Genomic DNA, 20,881 nt, shown 5'->3' with positions numbered 1-20,881 from the left:
TCAGTCGCGTCCGGCGACGCGGTTCACGCGGTCGATGGCTCGCTCGAAACCGCGGGTCAGGTCGTCGAAGACCGCCTGGACGCTGCGTTCGCTGTTCATCCGGCCGACGATCTGCCCGACGGGCGTGCCGAGCAGCGCCTGGACCTCGTACTTCTGGATGCGTGAGACCGCCTCGGCGACCAGGAGCCCCTGGAGCGGCATGGGCAGCGTGCCGGGCCCGCTGGGGTCGTCCCAGGCGTCGGTCCATTCCGTGCGCAGCTGGCGCGCGGGCTTGCCGGTGAGGGCGCGCGAGCGGACCGTGTCGCCCGAGCCCGCCGCCAGGAGTTTCTCGGTGAGGGCCCGCGAGTGCATGTCGGCCTCCGTCGTGGTGAGCCAGAGGGAGCCGAGCCACACGCCCTGCGCGCCGAGCGCGAAGGCCGCCGCGATCTGGTCGCCGCTGCCGATGCCGCCCGCCGCGAGCACCGGCAGCGGCGCGACGGCCTCGACGGCTTCCGGGGTCAGGACCATGGAGGCGATCTCGCCGGTGTGGCCGCCCGCCTCGTAGCCCTGCGCGACCACGACGTCGATGCCCGCGTCCGCGTGCTTCCGCGCGTGCCGGGCGCTGCCCGCCAGAGCGGCGACCAGTACGTCGTTGTCGTGCGCCCGTTGGACGACGTCGGCGGGCGGTGAGCCGAGTGCGTTGGCGAGCAGCTTGATCGGATAGTCGAAGGCGACGTCGAGCTGGTTGCGGGCGACCTGCTCCATCCACCCGGTGATGCGCCAGCCGGAGGCCTCTCCTTCGGCGAGTTCGGGTACGCCGTGCTTGGCGAGGGTGTCGTCGACGAACCGGCGGTGGCCTTCGGGGATCATCGCCTCGACGTCGGCCTCGCTCACCCCCTCCACTTTCTTGGCGGGCATCACCACGTCGAGCCCGTAGGGCCGGTCGTCGACATGCTCCTGCATCCAGTCGAGGTCCCGGGCCAGCTCGTCGGGTGCCGTGTAGCGGACCGCGCCGAGCACACCGAATCCGCCTGCCCTGCTGATGGCGGCCGCCACCGCCGGGAAGGGCGTGAAGCCGAAGACGGCGTACTCGATCCCCAGTTTCCTGCTCAGCTCTGTCTGCATGGGCGCAGGATGCCGCAGCCGTCCGGACGACGGAAGAGATTTTCTGATGCAGTGTCAGATCATTGTCGGGCGCCCGCGGTTGACAGGGCCCGGCGCTGACATGAAAGTTTCAGCAGTCTCTTGTGATCCCGAAAGATAATTTCAGCTCGGACGAGTTTCAGGAGGGGGCACGGTCATGGCCGAGGACAGCGGGGCGGCGGACAGAACGGGTGGCGGTCTCAGCCGGCGCCAACTGGGAACGCGGGCCGTGGCCCTCGGCGGGGCGCTCGCGCTCGTGCCCTTCCCCGCGGGTCCCGCCGCGGCGGCGGCCGGGTCCGCGTCCGCCGCCGGGCATCCGACACTGCGGCCCGGCACCCCCGAGCGCGCCGGACTGCTCGCCGGGCACCTGCGGCAACTGGTCGCCGACGCCGAGCAGTTCCTCGGCCCGTCCCCCAAACACCCCTGGTACGCGGGCGCCGTCCTGCTCGCCGGCCGCGGCGGCACGGTCGCCCTGCACCAGCCCATCGGCAAGGCGGTGCGGTACGCGGCGTACGACGAGAAGACCGACACCGGCACCGAGCTGCCGGCCGACCGGCAGATCGCGATGGCCAAGGACACGGTCTTCGATCTCGCCTCCGTCTCGAAGCTGTTCACCTCGCTGCTCGCGGTGCAGCAGATCGAGCGCGGCAAGCTGGACCTCGAGGCGAAGGTCGCCTCGTATCTCCCCGACTTCGCGGGCGGGGGCAAGCAGGACGTCACGATCCGCCAGCTCCTCACCCACACCTCGGGTTTCCGCGCCTGGATCCCCCTCTACAAGGAACCCACGCGCGAGGGCCAGCTGCGCCTCATCTGGCAGGAGGCGCCGGTCAGCCCGCCGGGCACCAAGTACCTCTACTCGGACCTCAATCTGATCTCGCTCCAGCTGGTCCTGGAAGAGATCACGGGCCGCCGTCTCGACGTACTGCTCCACGACGAGATCACCGCTCCGCTCGGGATGCACCGCACGCGCTACAACCCGCCCGCCTCCTGGCAGCGGAAGATCGCCGCCACCGAGGACGCCCGGCTGCCCTGGTCGGGCCTGGACCGCGGCATGGTGTGGGGCGAGGTGCACGACGAGAACGCGTTCGGCCTCGGCGGGGTCGCGGGGCACGCGGGTGTCTTCTCCTGCGCCTGGGACCTCGCGATCCTCGGCCGCACGCTGCTCAACGGCGGGGTCTACGGCCGCGCCCGCATCCTCTCCGACGCCTCCGTGAAGCTGATGTTCACCGACTTCAACACCGACTTCCCCGGCGACGAGCACGGCCTGGGCTTCGAGCTCTACCAGCACTGGTACATGGGCGCGATGGCGACGCCCCGCACCGCGGGCCACACGGGCTTCACCGGCACCTCCCTCGTCCTGGACCCGACCACCGACTCCTTCCTCGTCGTCCTCGGCAATTCGGTGCACCCCGTGCGCAGCTGGCGCTCCGGCTCGGCGCCCAGGGTGGCGGCGGCGAACCAGCTGGCACGCGCCGTTCCGGTACGCCCCGCACACGGGCGCACCGCCTGGTTCTCCGGCATGGCGAACTCGGCGTCGGCCACCCTGACCCTGCCGCCGCTCACCCTCGCCACGGACCGGGCGAGGCTGCGCTGCGAGCTGTGGTGGGACACCGAGCCGGGCTCGGACCAGCTGCGCCTGGAATCCTCGCGGGACGACGGCGCGACCTGGCAGCCGGTGGCGTTCACGACGCGGCACCGGGGCTCGGACCCCCGCAACCACCCGGACGGCACCGCGTCCGGCTGGTCCGGACGCGTCTGGCACCGCCTGACCGCGGACCTCTCGGGGCTGCGAGGCGAGAAGGTGCGGCTGCGCTGGCGCTACGCGACGGACCGGCTCTACGTGGGGCGCGGCGCGTACGCCGACGGGCTGCGGGTCGAGGACGGCGGCCGTACCGCCTTCGACGAGGCACGGCCCGCCGACGCCGCCCGCATCGAGGCGGTCGGCTGGGCCCCCTCGGCCGACTGAGGACCGCTACTCCCCCAGCACGGCCATGGCGGCGTTGTGCCCGGGGATGCCGCTGACCCCGCCGCCGCGCACCGCGCCCGCCCCGCACAGCAGGACGTTCGCGTGCCGCGTCTCCACGCCCCAGCGGCCTGTGCCCTCCCGCGCGTACGGGAAGGCCAGGTCGCGGTGGAAGATGTTGCCGCCGGGCAGGCGCAGGTCGCGTTCCAGGTCGAGCGGGGTCTTGGCCTCGATACAGGGGCGTCCTTCGGCGTCGGTGGCCAGGCAGTCGGCGAGCGGCTCGGCCAGGTGCGCGTCCAGCTGCGCCAGGGTCGACTTCAGAAGTTCGGCCCGTACGGCGTCGTTGTCCCCGGCGAAGAGGCGGGCGGGCGTGTGAAGGCCGAAGAGCGTGAGGGTCTGGCAGCCGCGCTCCACCAGTTCGGGGCCGAGGATGCCGGGATCGGTCAGCGAGTGGCAGTAGATCTCGGAGGGCGGCGCGGCGGGCAGCTTCCCGGCCGCGGCCTCGGCGTACGCGGTCGCAAGCTCGCCGTATCCCTCCCCGATGTGGAAGGTCCCGGCGAACGCCTCGTGCGGGTCGACCGAGGTGTCGCGAAGCCGCGGCAGCCGTTCGAGCAGCATGTTGACCTTCATCTGGGCGCCCTCGGCGGGGGCGGGCGGGGCGTCGCCGACGAGGGCGGCGAGCTCCTGCGGTGACGCGTTGACCAGGACGTGCCGTGCGGCGACGGTGGCTTCGCGCTCGGGCGTGCGGTAGGTGACCTCGGCGCTCTGTCCGTCCGCGTCGATCCGGACGGCCTCGTGGTCCGTGGCGAGTTCGGCACCCGCCGCGCGGGCCGCGTTCGCGAGGGCGCCGGTGAGCGCGCCCATGCCGCCGACGGGCACGTTCCAGTCGCCGGTGCCGCCGCCGATGACGTGGTAGAGGAAGCAGCGGTTCTGGCGCAGGGACGGGTCGTGGGCGTCGGCGAAGGTCCCGATGAGGGCGTCGGTGAGCACCACGCCGCGCACCAGGTCGTCATGGAACCACTCCTCGATGGCGGCGCCGATGGGCTCCTCGAAGAGCGCCCGCCAGGCAGCCTCGTCGCCGACCCGCTCGCGCAGTGTCTCGCGCGTGGGCAGGGGCTCGGTGAGCGTGGGGAACACCTGCTCGGCCACCCGGCCCGTCATGGCGTAGAACTCCCGCCACGCCTCGTACTCCCGCGGCCCGCCGGTGAGCCGCTCGAACGCGTCCCTGGTACGCGCCTCGCCGCCGCCGACCAGCAGGCCGGCGGGACGCCCGTCGCGCACGGTCGGGGTGTAGGAGGAGATGGTGCGGGTGCGCACCCGGAAGTCCAGGTCGAGATCCCGCACGATCTTCCGCGGCAGGAGGCTGACCAGGTACGAGTAGCGCGAGAGCCGGGCGTCGACGCCGGCGAAGGGACGGCTGGACACGGCCGCGCCACCGGTGCCGGAGAGCCGCTCCAGAAGCAGGACGGTGCGTCCGGCACGGGCGAGATAGGCGGCGGCGACAAGTCCGTTGTGACCACCGCCGACGATGACGGCGTCGTATCGATCGCGAGGAGGCATAGCTCTTGGTAACACGCGGGGCGACGAAGCGCCCCAAAGGGGCGCGAGGAACTGCGCGACCAGCCACGACCCACCCGCAGGCGGACCACGAACCGAAACGCCCCCCGCAAACTAACGCGCCCCGCGAGCCAACGCGCCCCCGCGAGTCAACCCCCGCCCGTAGCCCGCCGCTGGCGCAACGCCGCAACCCGCCGGTAGAGCTCGACCGCCTCGGTGCCGCGGCCCAGCTGCTCCAGGCAGTGCGCCTCGTCGTTGCGGCTGGCCAGGGCGTCGGGGTGGTAAACGCCCAGGACCTGTTCGCGGGCGGCCGCGACCCGGCGGTACTCGGTGAGGGCGTCGGCCCAGCGGCCGAGCCAGCCAAGGCCCACGGCCACCTCGCGGCGGCTGACCAGCGTGTCGGGGTGGTCGCCGCCGAGAACGCGCTCCCGGATCGCGCAGACGTCCCGCGCCTCGGCCAGGGCTTCTTCCCAGCGGCCCTGCCGGCCCAGATTGACGCCGAGGCCGTGCCGGGCGCGCAGGGTCTCGGGGTCGGAGGGGCCGTTCACCCGGGTGCGGTCATCGATCAGGGAGCGGTACAGCTCAAGGGCCTCGCCGCTGCGGCCGAGCCGGCCCAGGCTTATGCCCACCTCGTAGCGCGCGGCGAGGGTGTCGGGGTGGTCGGCGCCAAGAGCCCGCCCACGCGCCTCGGCGACCTCGCGGTAGGTCTGGAGCGCTTCGGGCCAGCGCCCCAACTGCCCGAGGGCGTAAGCGACTTCGTACCGGGTGACGAGGGTGTCGGGGTGGGTGGCGCCGAGGACGCGGGCCCGCGCCGTGGCGACCTCGCGGGCCAGGCGGTAGGAGTCCTCCAGGCGGCCGAGCCTGCTGAGGTTGTAGGCGAGGTTGTGCCGGCAGCGCAGGGTGTCGGGGTGATCGGGGCCCGCGGTCCGCTCCCGTACGGAGAGCACCGAGGTGTACATCTGGTGCGCCTCGAAGTGTCGCCCCAACTGCCCCATGACGTAAGCCATTTCCTGGCGTGCGGCGAGTGTGTCCGGGTGTTCGGGACCCAGGGTGCGCTCCCTGCCCTGCGCGACGCGGCCGTACTCCCGCAGGGCGTCGGCCGCCCGCCCTGTGCGGCTGAGGGTGAAGCCCACCTCGTAACGGCTCGCGAGCGTGTCGGGGTGGTCGGGGCCGAGGGCATGCTCGCGCTCGGCGGCCACCGCGCGGTGCACCTCGCCCGCTTCGGCCCAGCGGCCCAGGCGTCCCAGGCTCAGACCGGCGTTGTGCCGGCTGACGAGGGTGGCCACCACCTCCGGTGCCGGCGTGGGCCGTTCGGGCTGCCGCGGGGTCGCGGCCCGGCGCGCGTCGGTGCGCGGGATCCACTCGCCGGTCAGGCCCGCCGCCGCGTCGGGCGGTGTCGTGCGCAGCTCCGATACGCCGTTCGCCTTGTGGCCGGTCGTCATGCCGCGGGTCCACGAGGGCAGCCGCGGCTCGCGCGAGGGCGGCTGCTCCGGGCGGCGCAGGGGCGGGGTGACGGTGGTCGGGACGTACGACGACCCGGCGGGCACCACGGGAATCACGGTGCGGCCCGAGACGATGCGGCGCCCCAGCTCGCGGGCGTCGCCGGGCCGCTCGTCCGGTTCCTTGGCGAGCAGGTCGAGGACGATCCTCTCGAAGTACTCGGGCAGCTCGTCGCGGTGGCTGCGCGGCGGCTCGGGCGGCGTGTCCCGGTGGCCGACCAGCACCGCCCAGGCGTCCTCCATGTCGAACGGCGGCGCCCCGGTGGCGATCTCGTACAGCACGCAGCCGAAGGAGTAGAGGTCGCTGCGCTGGTCGACCCGGTCGCCGCTGATCTGCTCGGGCGACATGTAGTGCGGCGTGCCCATCGCGATGCCCGTGCCGGTCAGGCGCGAGGTGAAGCCGATGTCGTGGCCGAGCCTGGCGATGCCGAAGTCGCAGATCTTCACCGTGCCGTCCGTGAGCCGCATGATGTTCGCGGGCTTCAGGTCCCGGTGCACGATGCCCTGTTCATGGGTGTAGGCGAGCGCCGCGGCGACCTGGTCGGCGATCTCCACGACGTCGGCGACGGGCAGCGGATGTTGTCGGTTCTCCTCAAGGAGCTGGCTGAGGTTGCGGCCTTCGAGCAGTTCCATGACCAGGTACAGGACGCCGTCGTGCTCCCCGAAGTCGTGGACGACGGTGATGCCGCGGTGCTGCAGCGCCGCCGCGACGCGTGCCTCGCGCCGGAACCTCTCGCGCAGCACGCGCGTGAAGGACTGGTCGTGCTGGGGCCCGAGCGGCTTGAGGCACTTCACGGCGACCCGGCGCCCGAGGGACTCGTCGCGCGCACGCCACACTTCGCCCATGCCGCCGCGCCCGATCAGGTCCAGCAGCCGGTACCGGCCCTGGATCAGCCTGGTGTCCGCCATCTCCCGCCGTCGCCCCCGTTGCCTCGCCTCGCCCTCCCCGGCCCGTCCAGTATGGCTGGCCTTCTGTCGAGTTTGTACGGGGCGGGCCGGGCGCCGGGCCCGAGTCTGGCCATGGCGCGCAGTATGTGCTTCGGGGGAAGTTGCCAGCGTATACGCGCGGGGACGGTGCGCAGGATGGTGCCGGTGGTGACGAGCCGGCGGGTCACTGTGGCGGGCGGCGGGGCGGCCCTGCCGTACAGCGCGTGGGCGTAGGGCGGCAGCGAGGCGTACGCCAGGTTCGCCACGCGGCGCCACAGCAGGGCGCGCGCCGGAACGAGGAGCGGGTGGGTCGGCGGCCGCCGGAGGAAGTCGTCGACGTCGCGCGCCTCGGGGCCCGCGGCCAGTTCGGGCCGTACCCGCTCGAAGTACACGGCGAGTTCCGCGGTCGACGCCGGTACGCCCGCCGGGTCGAGGCCGACGAGCCGGGCGCTCTCCCGGTGTTCGGCGACATACCGGTCGGCGAGCTCGCCGGTCAGGCGGAAGCCGGACCGGCGCGCGACGTGCAGATAGGAGTCGATCTCGGCGCAGTGCACCCAGAGCAGCAGCTCCGGCTCGTCTATGCCGTACCGCTCCCCCGTGTCCGGGTCGGTGGCCGTCAGCATCGTATGTATCTTCCGCACGCGCGCCCCCGCGTGCTCGGCGACCTCGCGGGTGCCGTACGTGGTGGTGCCCACGAAGTTCGCGGTACGCATGAGGCGGCCCCAGGCGTCCCTGCGGAAATCCGAGTTCTGCATGACGCCGCGCACCGCTCGGGGGTGCAGGGCCTGCAGATACAGGGCGCGTATCCCGGCGACCCACATCATCGGGTCGCCGTGCAGCTGCCAGGTCACGGACGAGGGGCCGAAGAGGCCCGGGTCTGCCGGTGCCGGGTGCCCCGATGAGGATGCCTCGCACATACAACCACCTCCTGAGCGCAGGCTACGCCGCGCGGTGCCGGCCTCAACACGCCGCACGCACCACGGGGTTGGCGCGCCAAGCGCGGGCAGCGGCTCCCCGGCCGGTGCCGACGCGCGATCAAACTGCCGAGGTCAGGCGGTCGAGGTCAGGTAGGAGATGACCATGTCCCCCAGCATCGTCCGGTAGTGCTCGCGGCGGGACGCCTCGGTGAGGTCACGGCCGAAGAGCGCGCGGAACGTCTGCCGGTTGGAGACCCGGAAGAAACAGAACGAGCTGATCATCGCGTGCAGGTCGACGGCGTCCACGTCGGCCGTGAACACACCCTGCTCGCGCCCGGCCTCGAGGATGGAGGCGATGACGTCGATCGCCGGGGAGCTCAGGGAGCCCAGGCTCGGCGAGGCGGCGATGTGCTGTGCCTCGTGGATGTTCTCGATGCTGACGAGGCGGATGAAGTCCGGGTGTGCCTCGTGGTGGTCGAAGGTGAGCTCGGCGAGGCGGCGGATGGCGGACACCGGGTCCAGATGCCCGACGTCGAGCTGCTGCTCCTCGTCCCGGATGACCTTGTACGCCCGCTCCAGGACCGCGGTGAACAGCCGGTCCTTGCTGCCGAAGTAGTAGTAGATCATCCGCTTCGTGGTCCGCATACGGGCGGCGATCTCGTCCACCCTGGCCCCCGCGTACCCCATGCGGGCGAACTCCTCGGTGGCCACGTCGAGGATCTCCCCCTGCGTACGGGCCGCGTCCCGGGTTCGCTTGGCGGGCGGGGACGGCTGGGGTACGGCGGCGGCCATGCAGCTCCTCAGGGCGGACTCTCGGGCGCCGGTCAGTCTAATGCCGGTGAAGATCGCTGCTACTGCTGCCGAAGATGCTGGGCGGCGAGCCGTACGGCCGCGTTCTGGGCGCCGTAACCCCGGTAGCCGCCGGTCCGCTGCACCAGCTCGAAGAAGACCCGCCCGACGGTGGCCGTGTAGCAGTGGAAGAACTCGCCGTCCCCGTCCCGGTCGTAGAGGATGCCGAGCTCCGCCATGGTGGCCAGCCGCCCCGGCTCGAACTCGTGACGGGCGTCGAGGTCGTCGTAGTAGTTGGCGGAGATCGGCAGCAGACCCGCGCCCTGTTCCTTCAGGCGCCGGGCGGCGCCGACGATGTCGTCCGTCGCCAGGGCGATGTGCTGGAGGCGGGTGTCGTCGGCGTCCGGCGCGGGCGCGACGTTGAGGACGATGCGCACACCGCCGTCGGGCGACGCGACGGCACGGCTGCGCACGAGTCCGTAGGGGTCGGCGAGGTCGAGGCTGTCGGCCGCCGCCAGGCCCAGTACGCCCCGGTGGAACAGCGCCGCCTCGTCGAACTGGTGCCAGGGCTGGGTGAGCGCGATGTGGTCGATGTGCCGGATGGAGGCGAGGGCGGGGGCCGGTTCGCCCGGTCCGCCGGGCAGGGCGCTCGGCGGTACGTCGGTGAAGTCACCGGTCCAGCTGGGGTGGTCGGGCTGCCCGGTACGGCAGAAGAAGACCTCGGTGCCGTCCGGTGCGGCGACCGCGTCCAGCGGGGCGTCGAGCGGGGCCCGGCGGCGCGGCACGACGGGTGCGAGCACCGCCTCGGCGCGCCGCGCGGCCAGGTCCGGGGCGGAGGTCTCCACGCCGAGCGCGGTCAGCGCCGGGCCCTGCCTGCGGCCGCTGACACCGGTGTTGAGCAGGATCCGGGCCTCGCCCTGTTCCCACAGCTCGACCGGCTTCCAGGTGTGCCGTGCGGTGTGGGCGAAGCCCAGGGCGCCGAGCACTCCGCGCAGCGGTTCGGTGTCGGCCGCGGTCAGCTCGGCGAAGGCGATGCCGGAGGGCACGGGCGCGGCGGGCAGTGCGGAGAGACCGGCCGACTCCTCCAGGAGGAGCAGCGAGCGGAGCGCGTCGACGGCGGTGGAGGCTGCCGCCGCCTGCCGGAAGACGTCGTTGAACACTTCGAGCGACAGGGGCCCCCGGTATCCGGCCCGCACCGTGGCGGCCACCAGCGGGGCGAGGTCGAACCCGCCCTGGCCGGGGAAGCAGCGGTAGTGCCTGCTCCACTGCAGTACGTCCATCGCCATCAGCGGCGCGTCCGCGAGTTGCAGGAAGAAGATCTTCTCGCCGGGGATGTCCGCGATGCCCTTGGGGTCGGAGCCGCGGGAGAGGATGTGGAAGCTGTCGAGGCAGGTGCCGAGGGCGGGGTGGTCCGCCTGCTCGACGATGCGCCAGGCGTGGTCGTACGTGCTGACATGCCGGCCCCAGGCCAGCGCCTCGTAGGCGATACGGATGCCGTGGTCGGCCGCCCGGTCGGCGAGCTGCCGCAGCTGCTCGGCGGCGAGCGCGTCGTCGTCGACCGCGTCGGGGGCGACGCTGGAGCAGACGAGGAGCAGGTCGGCGCCGAGGCGCTCCATCACGGCGAACTTGCGTTCCGCGCGCCGCAGATTGCGGGCAAGCACATCGGCGGGGACGGCCTCGAAGTCACGGAACGGCTGATAGAGGTCGATGCCAAGCCCCAGATCGGCACAGCGCAGCCGCACTTCCTCGGGACTGAGCGGCCCGCCGAGAAGATCGTTCTCGAAGATCTCCACGCCGTCGAATCCGGCGGTGGCAACGGCGGTGAGCTTCTCGGAGAGCGGACCGCTGAGCGAGACAGTGGCGATGGATTTACGCATGGTGTCCTTCTGTCGGGCCGGGTTGATGGGTGAGGAAGGTAGGGGCGGATGAGCGGTTGCGCGGATACGGTCGGGCCATGGCCGCCGCCGGACCCGCCGAGCCGTGAACGGCGGGACCGAAAGCCCTTGGGCCGACAGCGGCGGCCCAGGAACCACCGGCCCAAGAGCCGCCGGCCCAGCTGCCCCCGGGCCGGAAACCGCCGGTCCGGAAGCTGCGGGGTCTGGAGCCCCCGGCCCGGGAACGGCCGGTCCAGAAGCCGCCGGGTCGGGAGCCTCCGGGCCAACAACGGTCGACCCCGAAGCCACCGGACCGACAGCAGCCGGACCAGAAACCGCCCGACCGGAAGCCACGGGGCCAGAAGCCACGCGGCCGGAAGCCGCCGGACCGGCAACGACCGGACCAAGAGCCGCCGGACCAGAATCCGCCGGGCCGGAAACCACGGGGCCGGAAGCCACGGAGTCGGGAGCCCCCGGACCGACAACGGCCAGACCGAAAGCCGCCGGAAGCCGACGGGCCAGAAGCCGCCAGGCCAGAAGCCACGGGGGCCGGGGCCGCCAGGCCGACAACGGCCGGACCCGCAGCCATCGGGCCAAGAGCCGCCGGACCGTAAGCCACCGGACCGACAGCAGCCGGACCAGGAACCGCCGGGCCGGCAACGGCCGAGCCTGATGCGCCCGGTCGACAACGGGCGAGCCGATGCCCCCTGCCGACGACGGCCGAGCCGGACGCGCTCAAGCCGGGGAAGTGGCCAGCTCGCCGAAGTCGGCGAGCATCGGGCCGGTGTGCGGTTCGAGGCCGGTGAAGAGTCGGAAGGCGTCGGCTGCCTGGAAGACGGCCATGCCGCCGCCGTCGAGGGTGCGGCAGCCGATGGCGCGCGCCTCCCGCAACAGCTCGGTCTCCAGTGGCCGGTAGACGACCTCGGCCACCCAGAGCCCGGGCCTGAGCAGGCCGACCGGCAGAGGCAGGCCGGGGTGGGCCGCCATACCGGTCGGCGTGGCATGCACCAGGCCATCCGCGCCGGCGAGGCACTCCGCCACGGCGCCGCTCGGCGCGGACACCGCACGGCCGGCCCCGAAGCGCGCGGTCAGCGCGGCGGCGAGGACGGCGGCACGGGCCGGATCGGTGTCGACCAGGGTGATCCGGTCGACGCCGAGGTTGAGCAGGGCGTGCGCCACGGCGGCGCCCGCCCCGCCCGCGCCGAGCTGCACGACATCGCCGGTCGGCGCGTCGGCGAGGCCGCGGGCGAAGGACTGGGCGAAGCCGGTGGCGTCGGTGTTGTGCCCCACGGCACGTCCGCCCCTGAAGACGACGGTGTTCACCGCGCCGAGCCGGGCCGCCTCGGGTGCCAGTTCGTCCAGGTGCTCGATGACCAGCTGCTTGCAGGGGTGCGTGATGTTCAGCCCGTCGAACCCAAGACGGCGGGCGGCACGTACCAGTTCGCCGACGGCCTCGGGCGCCACGCCCAGCTCGTCGATGTCGAGGGTGCGGTAGACGAGGCGCACACCGTGCCGGTCCGCCTCTCGTTCGTGCAGGGCGGGGCTCAGGGAAGGGCCGATACCGGAGCCGATCAGGCCGGTGAGGTACGAGGTCATCAAGTGTTCCTGTGGGGTCGGCGTGGCGCTGCCGGTCACGCTGTCGCGGTCGGAGCGCCCGGTTCGAAGGGCCTCGGCGGGATGCGGAGGCTTCAGAGGGCGGCGGTCTCGGGCGCCGTCGCCCGCGCCTTCGACTCCCCGCCGCGCAGGCCGAGTTCGGCCGTGGGCACGCGGTACGTCTCGCGCCCGGTGGCCACCGCGATCGCGCAGATCACGCAGAAGGCGGCGGTGAAGATCGCGACGCCGAGCCAGTTGTCGCCGTCCGGACCCGCGATCTGTGCCGCGAAGGTCACCGCGAACCCGGCGACGGCGAACCCGATCTGAGTGCCGACGGCCATGCCGGAAAGGCGGACGCTTGCGGGGAACATCTCGCCGTAGAAGGAGGGCCAGATGCCGTTGGCCGCGCTGTAGACGACGCCGAACAGGAGCACTCCGGTGACGAAGACCAGCGGGTAGCTGCCGGTCGAGATCGCCCACAGGTAGACGAAGATCATCACCCCGCTGCCGATCGCGCCGCCGAGGAAGACGGGCTTGCGGCCGATCCGGTCCGAGAGCCTGGCCCAGAGGGGGATGGCGAGCAGGGCGACCGCGTTGGCGCTGCCCGCGACCCAGAGCATGCCCGTCTTGTCGAGGCCGACCGCGTCACTCGTGGCGTACGAGAGGGCCCAGACGGAGAAGATCGTGCTGACCGTCGCGATCAGTGCTGCCGCGACGACCCGCAGCACGTCCGCCCAGTGGTTCCTGAGCAGCTCCGCCAGCGGCATCTTGGCCACCTTCTGCTCGGCCGAGACCTGCTGGAAGACGGGGGTCTCCTCCAGGGTGCGCCGGATGACGTACCCGGCGACGGCGACCAAGGCGCTGAGCAGGAACGGAATGCGCCAGCCCCAGCTGTAGAGCTGCTCGTCCGGCAGTGCGGCGACCGGCACGAAGACGAGGGTCGCGAGCAGCTGGCCGGCCTGGGTCCCGTTGAGGGTGAAGCTCGTGTAGTAGCCGCGCCGGTGTTCGGGCGCGTGCTCCAGCGTCATCGCGTTGGCGCTGGCCTGCTCGCCGGCCGCGGACAGGCCCTGGAAGACCCGCATCAGCACGAGCAGCACCGGAGCGATGGTGCCGACCTGCGCGTACGTGGGCAGACAGCCGATGAGGAAGGTGGAGAGCCCCATCAGGATCAGCGTCCAGACCATGATCTTGCGGCGGCCGAGCCGGTCGCCGAAGTGGCCGAGCACGAGGGCTCCGAGCGGGCGGGCCGCGTAGGCGACGCCGAAGGTCGCCAGGGAGATCAGGGTGGCGGTGGCCGGATCGTCCGGGTCGAAGAAGACCTTGGGGAAGACCAGGGCGGCGGCGCTGCCGTAGATGAAGAAGTCGTAGTACTCCAGCGCGCTGCCGATCCAGGCGGCGAAGGCTGCCTTGCGCGGCCTGCCCCGGGGCGGGACGGCCGGGTCCTGGTCGGCCTGTGGGTGAGCGGACACGTGAACTCCTCGGTGGAGAGCGGCCCGGCCGTCGGGGTTCGGGCGGGGCGCGGGGGACGGGGGTCGGCGCCGTGGGACGCCGGTACGGGTGGCGAGCGGTGCGCACCCGGCACGTGCTTTCAGTTAACGCACTAGGTAGTTAATTAACGTGGGAGTGATGCTGGCCCCGCCCCCCGGACCGTGTCAATACATCGCGCCGCACGGAATGACCGGCATGGGAAACCCGGATCGGTGAGCTTCACCGGATCAGCTCTTTCGTCACCTGCCCGTGCCGTACGCTGCGGCGCGAGGTCGAATATGACAGATGTGGGGGGTAGTCACGTGGCTGAACAGGGCACTGCGGTCGAGCTGGTGGGGTTGCTGTCGGTCGAGGGGCGGGACGTGGCCGGTGAATGGGTTAAGCAGGTCGCGGGCACGCTGAAAGGCCGGGTGAGTGTCGCCGAACTGAGCCGTGAGCTGGGCGAGTTGCACGAAGCGCTGGTGCAGGCGCTGGGCCAGGGCGCCGCCGACGTGCACGACGAGCAGATGTCGGAAGTGCGGGCCCTGCTGACGGAGCTGTCGAGAAACCGCGCACGGCAGGGGTTCTCGCCCACGGAGACGGCGGTGGGCGTATTCGCGCTGAAGCAGGTCCTCGAACCCGTGCTCCAGGACGGGACCTCCGAGGAGATCCGTGCCTTCGGACGCCTCAGCCGCGTACTGGACGGGCTCGGCCTGTTCACGATCGAGACGTACACACAGACCCGTGAGGAGCTCATCTCCGCGCAGGCCGAACAGCTGATGGAACTGTCCACGCCCGTGGTGCGGCTGTGGGACGGCGTCATCGCCGTTCCCCTGGTGGGCACGCTGGACTCCGCGCGGACCCAGGTCGTCATGGAGAAGCTGCTGCAGGCGCTGGTGGAGACCGGTTCCGAGCAGGCCATCATCGACATCACCGGCGTACCGGCGGTGGACACCCAGGTGGCCCAGCATCTCCTGAAGACCATCGTCGCGGCCCGCCTCATGGGTGCCGAGTGCACCGTCTCCGGCATCCGCCCGCAGATCGCGCAGACGATCGTGGCGCTCGGCATCGAGTTCGACGGCATCGTCACCAAGGCGAGCCTCGCGGACGCGCTCAAGCTGGCCCTGAGGAAGTCGGGCGTCGAGATGGTCGCCCGCAAGGCCGGGCAGCTGTGACCGAGCGGGTACCGATCCTGCGGATCGGCGAGGTGCTCGTGGTCTCCATCCAGTTCGACCTGGAGGACCAGACCGTCCTGCGGTTGCAGGAGGACCTGGCCGAGCAGATCGTGCGCCGCGCCGCCCGCGGCGTCATCATCGACATCACGGCGCTGGAGATCGTCGACTCCTTCGTCGGGCGCATGCTGGCGACGATCGCGGAGATCTCCCGCATGCTCGACGCCGAGACCGTGGTGGTCGGGATGCGGCCCGCCGTCGCCATCACCCTCGTCGAACTCGGACTCTCGCTGGGCGGCGTGAGCACGGCTCTCGACCTCGAAAAGGGACTGGCGCGGCTGCGGCGCTCCACCATTTCGGACGAGGCGTGACAGCGCCCTGGCTGCCTGACGAGGCGCCGCAGATCTATGCCATCACGCACAACAGGGACGTGGTGAGCATCAGGCAGACCATCCGCGTCCTGGCGCAGCGGTGCCGGCTCTCCCTCGTCGACCAGACGAAAATGATCACGGCAGCCAGCGAGCTGGCGCGCAACACCCTCGTCTACGGGGGTGGCGGAGCCGTCAAGGCGGGGCTCGTCGAGAAGGACGGCCGCCGGGGCATCGCGGCGCTCTTCGAGGACAGCGGTCCCGGCATCGCGGACGTGAATCTCGCGATGACGGACGGCTGGACCTCGGGCTCCGGCCTGGGCCTGGGACTCAGCGGCGCCCGCCGCCTCGTCGACGAGTTCGACCTCGTCACGGAGGTCGGCGTGGGCACCACGGTCACCGTCATCAAGTGGGCCCGGTGAATACCCGGACCATTCTGGCCGGCAGGGACATGAGCTGGTTCCGCGACGGTCCGTCCCTGTCGGCGTCGGCTCGCGGAGCGGCGGCCGCGCTGGCCCGGAGAATCGGCCTCGACACACATCGTGCCGCCGAGGTCGCCCTGGCCGTCACGGAGGCCGCCACCAACATCCAGCGACATGCCACGGACGGCGCGCTGCTGCTGCGGACCTTGCACACCGATGACGAAGCCGCGGTCGAGTTCGTCACCGTCGACTCGGGGCCCGGCATGGCCGACGTGGCCGCCTCGCTGACCGACGGGGCCTCCAGCGCCGGGTCGCTCGGCATCGGACTCGGCGCCGTGGCCAGGCTCGCCGACCACTTCGACGTCCATTCCGTGCCCGGCAAGGGGACGGTCATGGCGGCGCAGTTCTGGTCCCGCCGCGCGGACGACCGGGGAGTGACGGCGGCCATGGCGGCCGGGCAGCAGTGCGTCTCCGGCATGACACGGCCCATCAGCGGTGAGACGACCTGTGGTGACGCCTGGAGTGCGCGACTCGACACCACCACAACCGGCTCCGGCCGCCCCGCCGTTCTGGTCATGATGTGCGACGGGCTCGGACACGGCCCGTTGGCGGCCCGGGCAAGCGCGGCTGCCGTAGCGGCATTCGGTGACACTCCCGTCACCGACCCGGAAGGGATCATGAGAGCGATCCACGATGCTCTGCGCGGAACGCGGGGCGGCGCGGCGGCAGTTGCCAGGATCGACCCGGCGGCACGACGGGTGCAGTACTGCGGCATCGGCAACATCAGCGGCTTCCTCCTCGGTCACGACGGACGCAAGACTCTGCTGTCGGTGCCGGGCATCGTCGGCGTGAACATGCGTCGACTGCGGACCTACGAGGAACCGCTGCCCGAGGGCGGTGCCTTGGCCATGCATTCCGACGGACTCACCGAACGATGGGATCACACGGCGCTCCCCGGACTCCTGCACCACTCGCCGCTCGTCGTGGCCGGGCAGCTGTTGCGCGAAGCCGGGGTACGCCGGGACGATGCCAGTGTGGTGGTGGCAAAGGGGGTTTGGTGATCAGCGAAGGGCTGGACGGCCATGCCGGCTGACTCTCCCCGACAGGGCCCCGGGGCTCTGGTCGCCGTCGCGGGCCCCCCGCTGCCCACGGCGGCTTCCCTCGCCCTTGCCTCGGCGCAGGACGTGTTCCGGCTCAGGCGCGGCGCGCAGCGGGCTGCCGCGGCGCTCGGCCTGGAGCAGCAGGACCAGGTCCGCCTCGCCACGGCACTGAGCGAGCTGGGCCGGGACCGGCTAGGCCGCGGCCCGGGCACCGTCTCCTTCCGTTCGGAGTCCGGCGAGCAGCCCACTCTCGTCGTGACGCTCGAATGGGACCGCGGGCAGCCGACGCCCGAGGTCCTTGAACTGGTCTCCCGTATCGTGGCGATCGAGCACACGTCCGACGGGGCGCGCGGCCGCGTCAGCATCCGCCAGCCGCTGCCCGCGAACGGCCTCATGGCCGACGACATGGACGACCGCCTGGTCCGGTGTCTGGTCCAGCCCGACGCGACCACGGAGGCCGACTTCCTCAGGGCCCAGACCCGGGATCTGGTCGCGACGCTGGAGGAGACCCGGGCCCAGCGTGAGGACCTGCGCCGGCTCAACAGGGAGCTCGAGGAGACCAACCAGGGAGTGCTCGCCCTCTACTCCGAGCTCGCCAAGGAGCTCGAGACCACCAACATCGGTGTGCTCGCCCTGCATTCGGAACTGGACGAGAAGTCCCGGCAGATCCGGGAGGCCAGCGAGGCGAAGACGCGGTTCTGGACCAACATCAGCCATGAACTGCGCGCACCGATCAACTCCGTCGTCGCCCTGGCCCGCCTGTTGCTGGACGCCGGTTCGGAGCCGGTCTCGGCCGAACAACGACAGCAGATCAAACTGATCGAGGCGTCGGGGCAGACGGTCCTGTCCCTCGTCAGCGATCTGCTGGACGTCGTCAAAGCCGAATCGGGCCTGCTCGACGTCGAGCGCGGCCCGGTCGATCTGCGGCTGCTCGTGACCCAGCTGAGCGCCACTTTCGAGGGCACCTACGGAGGCAAGGGGGTCTGTCTCGTCACCCCGGACCTGCGGGATCTCCCCACGGTGATCACGGACGAGAAACTCCTCACGCACGTCCTGCGCAATCTGATGTCCAACGCCTGCAAGTTCACCGATGAGGGTGAAGTGCGGCTGGACGTCGCGGTGACCGAGGACGGGCCTTCGCCGTCGCTGCACGTCACGATCACCGACACGGGAGTCGGGATCCCGGCAGCGGAAATCGGCCGTGTCTTCGAGGAGTTCTACCAGGTCCGGGGCCCCCATCAGAGCGGGCACGCGGGAACCGGCCTCGGCCTCCCCTACGCCCGCACCCTCACCGAACTCCTGGGGGGCACAATCAAGCTCACCAGCACTCCGGGGGTCGGCACACGCGTGGAGGTGCTCCTCCCGGTGCACGGACAAGGCGACCACGGCGACGAGACCGGCGGAGGCACCCAGTGACCGACAGCTCCCGGGACACCGATCCCGCCACCATCCTGGTCGTCGAGGACAGCGAGACCAACCTCTACCTCCTCACCAGTTGGCTGGAGCGCGCGGGCCACGTCGTGATCGGCGCGAAGGACGCGGGCGAGGGCCTCAAGCACCTCGCCGCGGCAGACGCCCCCCTGCCGGAGATCGCCATCGTGGACGTGCGCCTGCCGGACATGAGCGGCTTCGAGCTGAGCGAGCAGATCAAGAGCAACGCCCGCACCACCGCCCTGCCCGTCATCCACATCTCCGCGTCGGCCGTCAGCGCGGAGGATCACGCCGAAGGGCTTCGGCGGGGCGCGGACACCTACCTCAACCAGCCCCTCGACCCCGGCGAGCTGCTCGCCACGGTCACCGCCACGCTGCGCTACGCGAGAGCGCGGCGCCGGGCGGAGCAACTCGCGGGGCAGCTCCTCACCCTCAACCAGGCGACCATGTCCGTCTACAGCGCCGTCGGCTTCCACTCCTTCGCCTCCGCGGCCACCTCGGGCGCCGCGCGGCTGCTGTCATCCCCGGCCGGCGCGGTCTTCCTGTCGCCCGAAGGGCAGGCGGTGCACAGCACGAGCGACGGGCCGACCGCCCCGGTCCGGACGTACGCGGCACGGCCGGATGTTCTCGACCGGCTGCTCCAGCAGAGCCTGGGCGACGGCACCGGTGCGACGGTCACCCGGATCGCGCGGGGGCAGTGGCAGGCTTTGCTCGGCACCGGGCACCTCGGCGGGCACATCGCCATGGCGGTGGCGCGGACCAAGCGCGGGCGCCCCCCTGTCTGCCTCGCCGTCCCCGCCGACGCGCTCACCGGGACGGACGACGAACACCTTCTCCAACAGCTGGCCCACGCCTGCGCGCTGGCGCTCGAAGCGCTGCGGACCTACAACGAGGAACACACGCTCGCCCTCGCCCTGCAACGCTCCCTGCTGCCGAACGATCTTCCCGCGGTCGACGGCGTCGACCTGGCCTTCCGCTATCTGCCCGCCTCCGAGAACGCGGAGATCGGCGGCGATTTCTACGAGGCGATCCCCACCGACGACGGCCTGTTGCTGGCGATAGGCGATGTACTGGGCCACTCGCTCGGCGCGGCCATCGTGATGGGCGGGCTGCGCCACGCGCTGCGCGCCTACGCCATCGAAGGACACCCGCCGCAGCAGGTCCTCGACCGCCTCGAAGCCCTCCTGGCCCACTCTCACCCGACCGTGACGGCCACCCTCTGCCTGGTCCTCGTCGAGACGGGGGGCCGGCGTGTGCAGATCGCCAACGCCGGTCACATCCCCCCGCTCCTCGTCGGCCCGGACGGCAGCGCGCGCTTCCACACTCCGCACGGACCGATACTCGGGCTGCGTGCGCCCCACCCGGCCCCGACGACCCTGGCCACACCGCCGGGCACCCGGCTGCTGCTCGTCACCGACGGCCTGGTGGAGGTGCGCAACACGTCGCTGAACACCACGCTCGACGCCTTCATGGAAGCGGTCACGACCGGTCCTGCCGGGCTGCAGGACCTCAGCGACCATCTCCTGGACACGTTCGGCAGGGGCAAGGACGACGACATCGCGTTGCTCGCCGCCGACTTGCACGGATCATGAACGGCCGGGCCGAGGAGGGGGCGCGGGAGGGGTCAGCTGTCGAGGGCCTCGCCGAGCGTGGGAAAGATGTCGACGAGGGTGTCGATGCCGACGATCTCCAGTGTTCGGGCCACGGGCTCCGCGGGGCCGGCGAGCCGCAGCCTGCCGCCCACCTCGGTGAGAGCCCGGTGACCTGCGATGAAGACGTTGATGCCGCTGGAGTCTATGAAGGTGACCCGGCGCAGATCGATGACGACGCGGGCACCGGGCGCGCCGACTGCTTCGAGCGCCTGGCGTACGTGGACGCTGGTGTCCAGGTCGATCTCGCCGGCGAGCGTGAGAACGGTGACGTCGTCGAGCGGCGTGGACACGATGGAGAACTGTTCGACCTGCCGGGCTCGTTCGCTGCTTGCCATTCGTTCCTCAGACATGCTGACGATGCTTGCACATTTCGGGCCCTGTGTGTCCTCGCGGCGGTAACGTACACACGATGCCCGGCAGTTCGGGGAGGACGTACGCAAGGGGCACCGGGCCAACATCGCGGGCATGAATCGCCGGCACGATCGGGAACGGGTAGATGGGGCGAATGATCTGCGGGCCGGGCCGTGCGTGACGACGGCAGAGCGCCGGACGAACCGGCCACGGAGACCGCTGGGACCGCTGGGACCGCAGAGACCGGTGAGATCGCTGGGACTGCGGAGTTCGCGGAGTTCGCCTTCGAGCTGGACGGGACCAGCGAATGCATCGGCAGGGCACGGCATCTGGCCGCCGGCTTCCTGGCCCGGATACAGGCCGATCACGGCCTGCGGGTCTCGCGGCGCGCCACGGATCTGACGCAGTTGGTCGTGAGCGAGCTGGTGACCAACGCCCTCAAGTACGCTCCCGGCCCCGTCCTGGTGGACCTGCGTATCGTCGACGGAACGGTCGAGGTGGCGGTATGGGACTCCGGGGCGGTCCTGCCGCAGGCCCGTGCCGCCGACACGGGCCGGGTGGGCCAGCACGGACTGGAGATCGTGCTGGCCGTGGCCCAGCGCTTCGAGGTGCGGCACGAGAATGTCGGCAAGAGCGTCACGGTCAGCATCGCCCTGCACGACGACCGGTGAGGACCG

17 protein-coding genes are annotated in these 20,881 nt (G+C 71.7%); 8 read left to right on the top strand and 9 right to left on the bottom strand.

Annotation, left to right across the window (positions count from 1 at the left end; all coding sequences use genetic code 11):
* Window positions 1-1,104: an NAD(P)H-dependent flavin oxidoreductase gene (locus IE226_RS14840; RefSeq protein WP_190081665.1), complete on the bottom strand. Its 1,104-nt coding sequence runs from the start codon at window positions 1,102-1,104 to the stop codon at window positions 1-3.
* 175 nt (window positions 1,105-1,279) lie between these two features.
* Between IE226_RS14840 and IE226_RS14835 the strand changes: the two genes are divergently transcribed.
* Window positions 1,280-3,088 carry a serine hydrolase domain-containing protein gene (locus IE226_RS14835; RefSeq protein WP_190081664.1) on the top strand — a complete coding sequence of 603 codons (1,809 nt, stop codon included), beginning with the start codon at window positions 1,280-1,282 and terminating at the stop codon, window positions 3,086-3,088.
* A 6-nt stretch (window positions 3,089-3,094) separates the two neighbouring features.
* On the opposite strand, the gene IE226_RS14830 is transcribed toward IE226_RS14835, so the two are convergent.
* From IE226_RS14830 to IE226_RS14800, 7 genes are all read right to left on the bottom strand, one after another.
* Window positions 3,095-4,645: a phytoene desaturase family protein gene (locus tag IE226_RS14830; RefSeq protein WP_190081663.1), complete on the bottom strand. Its 1,551-nt coding sequence runs from the start codon at window positions 4,643-4,645 to the stop codon at window positions 3,095-3,097.
* Between the two features lie 146 nt (window positions 4,646-4,791).
* Window positions 4,792-7,050, bottom strand: coding sequence for a serine/threonine-protein kinase (locus IE226_RS14825; protein ID WP_190081662.1), 2,259 nt, complete (start codon window positions 7,048-7,050; stop codon window positions 4,792-4,794).
* Window positions 7,032-7,985: an oxygenase MpaB family protein gene (locus tag IE226_RS14820; RefSeq protein WP_190081661.1), complete on the bottom strand. Its 954-nt coding sequence runs from the start codon at window positions 7,983-7,985 to the stop codon at window positions 7,032-7,034. The genes IE226_RS14825 and IE226_RS14820 overlap by 19 nt, the downstream gene beginning before the upstream one ends.
* A 132-nt stretch (window positions 7,986-8,117) precedes the next feature.
* Window positions 8,118-8,777: a TetR/AcrR family transcriptional regulator gene (locus IE226_RS14815; protein ID WP_190081660.1), complete on the bottom strand. Its 660-nt coding sequence runs from the start codon at window positions 8,775-8,777 to the stop codon at window positions 8,118-8,120.
* A 59-nt stretch (window positions 8,778-8,836) separates the two neighbouring features.
* Window positions 8,837-10,651 carry a bifunctional sugar phosphate isomerase/epimerase/4-hydroxyphenylpyruvate dioxygenase family protein gene (locus IE226_RS14810; RefSeq protein WP_190081659.1) on the bottom strand — a complete coding sequence of 605 codons (1,815 nt, stop codon included), beginning with the start codon at window positions 10,649-10,651 and terminating at the stop codon, window positions 8,837-8,839.
* A 732-nt stretch (window positions 10,652-11,383) separates the two neighbouring features.
* Entirely contained in the window at window positions 11,384-12,244 is an 861-nt protein-coding gene (locus IE226_RS14805) for a shikimate dehydrogenase (RefSeq protein WP_190081658.1), read from the bottom strand.
* A gap of 92 nt (window positions 12,245-12,336) precedes the next feature.
* The gene (locus tag IE226_RS14800; RefSeq protein ID WP_190081657.1) at window positions 12,337-13,710 is read right to left on the bottom strand and encodes an MFS transporter; all 1,374 of its coding nucleotides are present in this window, start codon (window positions 13,708-13,710) and stop codon (window positions 12,337-12,339) included.
* A gap of 321 nt (window positions 13,711-14,031) precedes the next feature.
* Between IE226_RS14800 and IE226_RS14795 the strand changes: the two genes are divergently transcribed.
* Genes IE226_RS14795 through IE226_RS14770 form a run of 6 tightly spaced genes read left to right on the top strand, consistent with a single transcriptional unit; the run spans window position 14,032 to window position 19,793 of the window.
* Entirely contained in the window at window positions 14,032-14,883 is an 852-nt protein-coding gene (locus tag IE226_RS14795; protein WP_229870936.1) for an STAS domain-containing protein, read from the top strand.
* Complete coding sequence (locus IE226_RS14790) at window positions 14,880-15,251, top strand: STAS domain-containing protein (protein ID WP_190081655.1); 372 nt, start codon at window positions 14,880-14,882, stop codon at window positions 15,249-15,251. The genes IE226_RS14795 and IE226_RS14790 overlap by 4 nt, the downstream gene beginning before the upstream one ends.
* Window positions 15,248-15,670 carry an ATP-binding protein gene (locus IE226_RS14785; RefSeq protein WP_373306956.1) on the top strand — a complete coding sequence of 141 codons (423 nt, stop codon included), beginning with the start codon at window positions 15,248-15,250 and terminating at the stop codon, window positions 15,668-15,670. The genes IE226_RS14790 and IE226_RS14785 overlap by 4 nt, the downstream gene beginning before the upstream one ends.
* Entirely contained in the window at window positions 15,658-16,731 is a 1,074-nt protein-coding gene (locus IE226_RS14780; protein WP_229870933.1) for an ATP-binding SpoIIE family protein phosphatase, read from the top strand. The genes IE226_RS14785 and IE226_RS14780 overlap by 13 nt, the downstream gene beginning before the upstream one ends.
* A gap of 21 nt (window positions 16,732-16,752) precedes the next feature.
* Window positions 16,753-18,186, top strand: a complete 1,434-nt coding sequence (locus IE226_RS14775) for a sensor histidine kinase (protein WP_190081654.1) — start codon at window positions 16,753-16,755, stop codon at window positions 18,184-18,186.
* Window positions 18,183-19,793 (top strand): SpoIIE family protein phosphatase, encoded by a 1,611-nt coding sequence (locus IE226_RS14770; RefSeq protein ID WP_190081653.1) that lies wholly within the window; start codon window positions 18,183-18,185, stop codon window positions 19,791-19,793. The genes IE226_RS14775 and IE226_RS14770 overlap by 4 nt, the downstream gene beginning before the upstream one ends.
* A 32-nt stretch (window positions 19,794-19,825) precedes the next feature.
* Here the strand turns inward: IE226_RS14770 and IE226_RS14765 are convergent, their stop codons facing one another.
* Window positions 19,826-20,203 carry an STAS domain-containing protein gene (locus IE226_RS14765; protein WP_190081652.1) on the bottom strand — a complete coding sequence of 126 codons (378 nt, stop codon included), beginning with the start codon at window positions 20,201-20,203 and terminating at the stop codon, window positions 19,826-19,828.
* Window positions 20,204-20,377: 174 nt separating this feature from the next.
* Between IE226_RS14765 and IE226_RS14760 the strand changes: the two genes are divergently transcribed.
* Window positions 20,378-20,875, top strand: a complete 498-nt coding sequence (locus IE226_RS14760) for an ATP-binding protein (protein WP_373306955.1) — start codon at window positions 20,378-20,380, stop codon at window positions 20,873-20,875.
* Window positions 20,876-20,881 lie beyond the last annotated feature (6 nt).

It is taken from the genome of Streptomyces longisporoflavus, assembly GCF_014649775.1.
Lineage (GTDB): Bacteria > Actinomycetota > Actinomycetes > Streptomycetales > Streptomycetaceae > Streptomyces > Streptomyces longisporoflavus.
The sequence above is the reverse complement of the archived record's forward strand: the minus strand, read 5'-3'. Positions and strand labels throughout refer to the sequence as shown.

Bases quoted from the DNA above. Each gene is read 5' to 3' on its own strand.
- IE226_RS14840 (WP_190081665.1), bottom strand. From the start codon at position 1,104: ATGCAGACAGAGCTGAGCAGGAAACTGGGGATCGAGTACGCCGTCTTC.
- IE226_RS14835 (WP_190081664.1), top strand. From the start codon at position 1,280: ATGGCCGAGGACAGCGGGGCGGCGGACAGAACGGGTGGCGGTCTCAGC.
- IE226_RS14830 (WP_190081663.1), bottom strand. From the start codon at position 4,645: ATGCCTCCTCGCGATCGATACGACGCCGTCATCGTCGGCGGTGGTCAC.
- IE226_RS14825 (WP_190081662.1), bottom strand. From the start codon at position 7,050: ATGGCGGACACCAGGCTGATCCAGGGCCGGTACCGGCTGCTGGACCTG.
- IE226_RS14820 (WP_190081661.1), bottom strand. From the start codon at position 7,985: ATGTGCGAGGCATCCTCATCGGGGCACCCGGCACCGGCAGACCCGGGC.
- IE226_RS14815 (WP_190081660.1), bottom strand. From the start codon at position 8,777: ATGGCCGCCGCCGTACCCCAGCCGTCCCCGCCCGCCAAGCGAACCCGG.
- IE226_RS14810 (WP_190081659.1), bottom strand. From the start codon at position 10,651: ATGCGTAAATCCATCGCCACTGTCTCGCTCAGCGGTCCGCTCTCCGAG.
- IE226_RS14805 (WP_190081658.1), bottom strand. From the start codon at position 12,244: ATGACCTCGTACCTCACCGGCCTGATCGGCTCCGGTATCGGCCCTTCC.
- IE226_RS14775 (WP_190081654.1), top strand. From the start codon at position 16,753: ATGCCGGCTGACTCTCCCCGACAGGGCCCCGGGGCTCTGGTCGCCGTC.
- IE226_RS14765 (WP_190081652.1), bottom strand. From the start codon at position 20,203: ATGTCTGAGGAACGAATGGCAAGCAGCGAACGAGCCCGGCAGGTCGAA.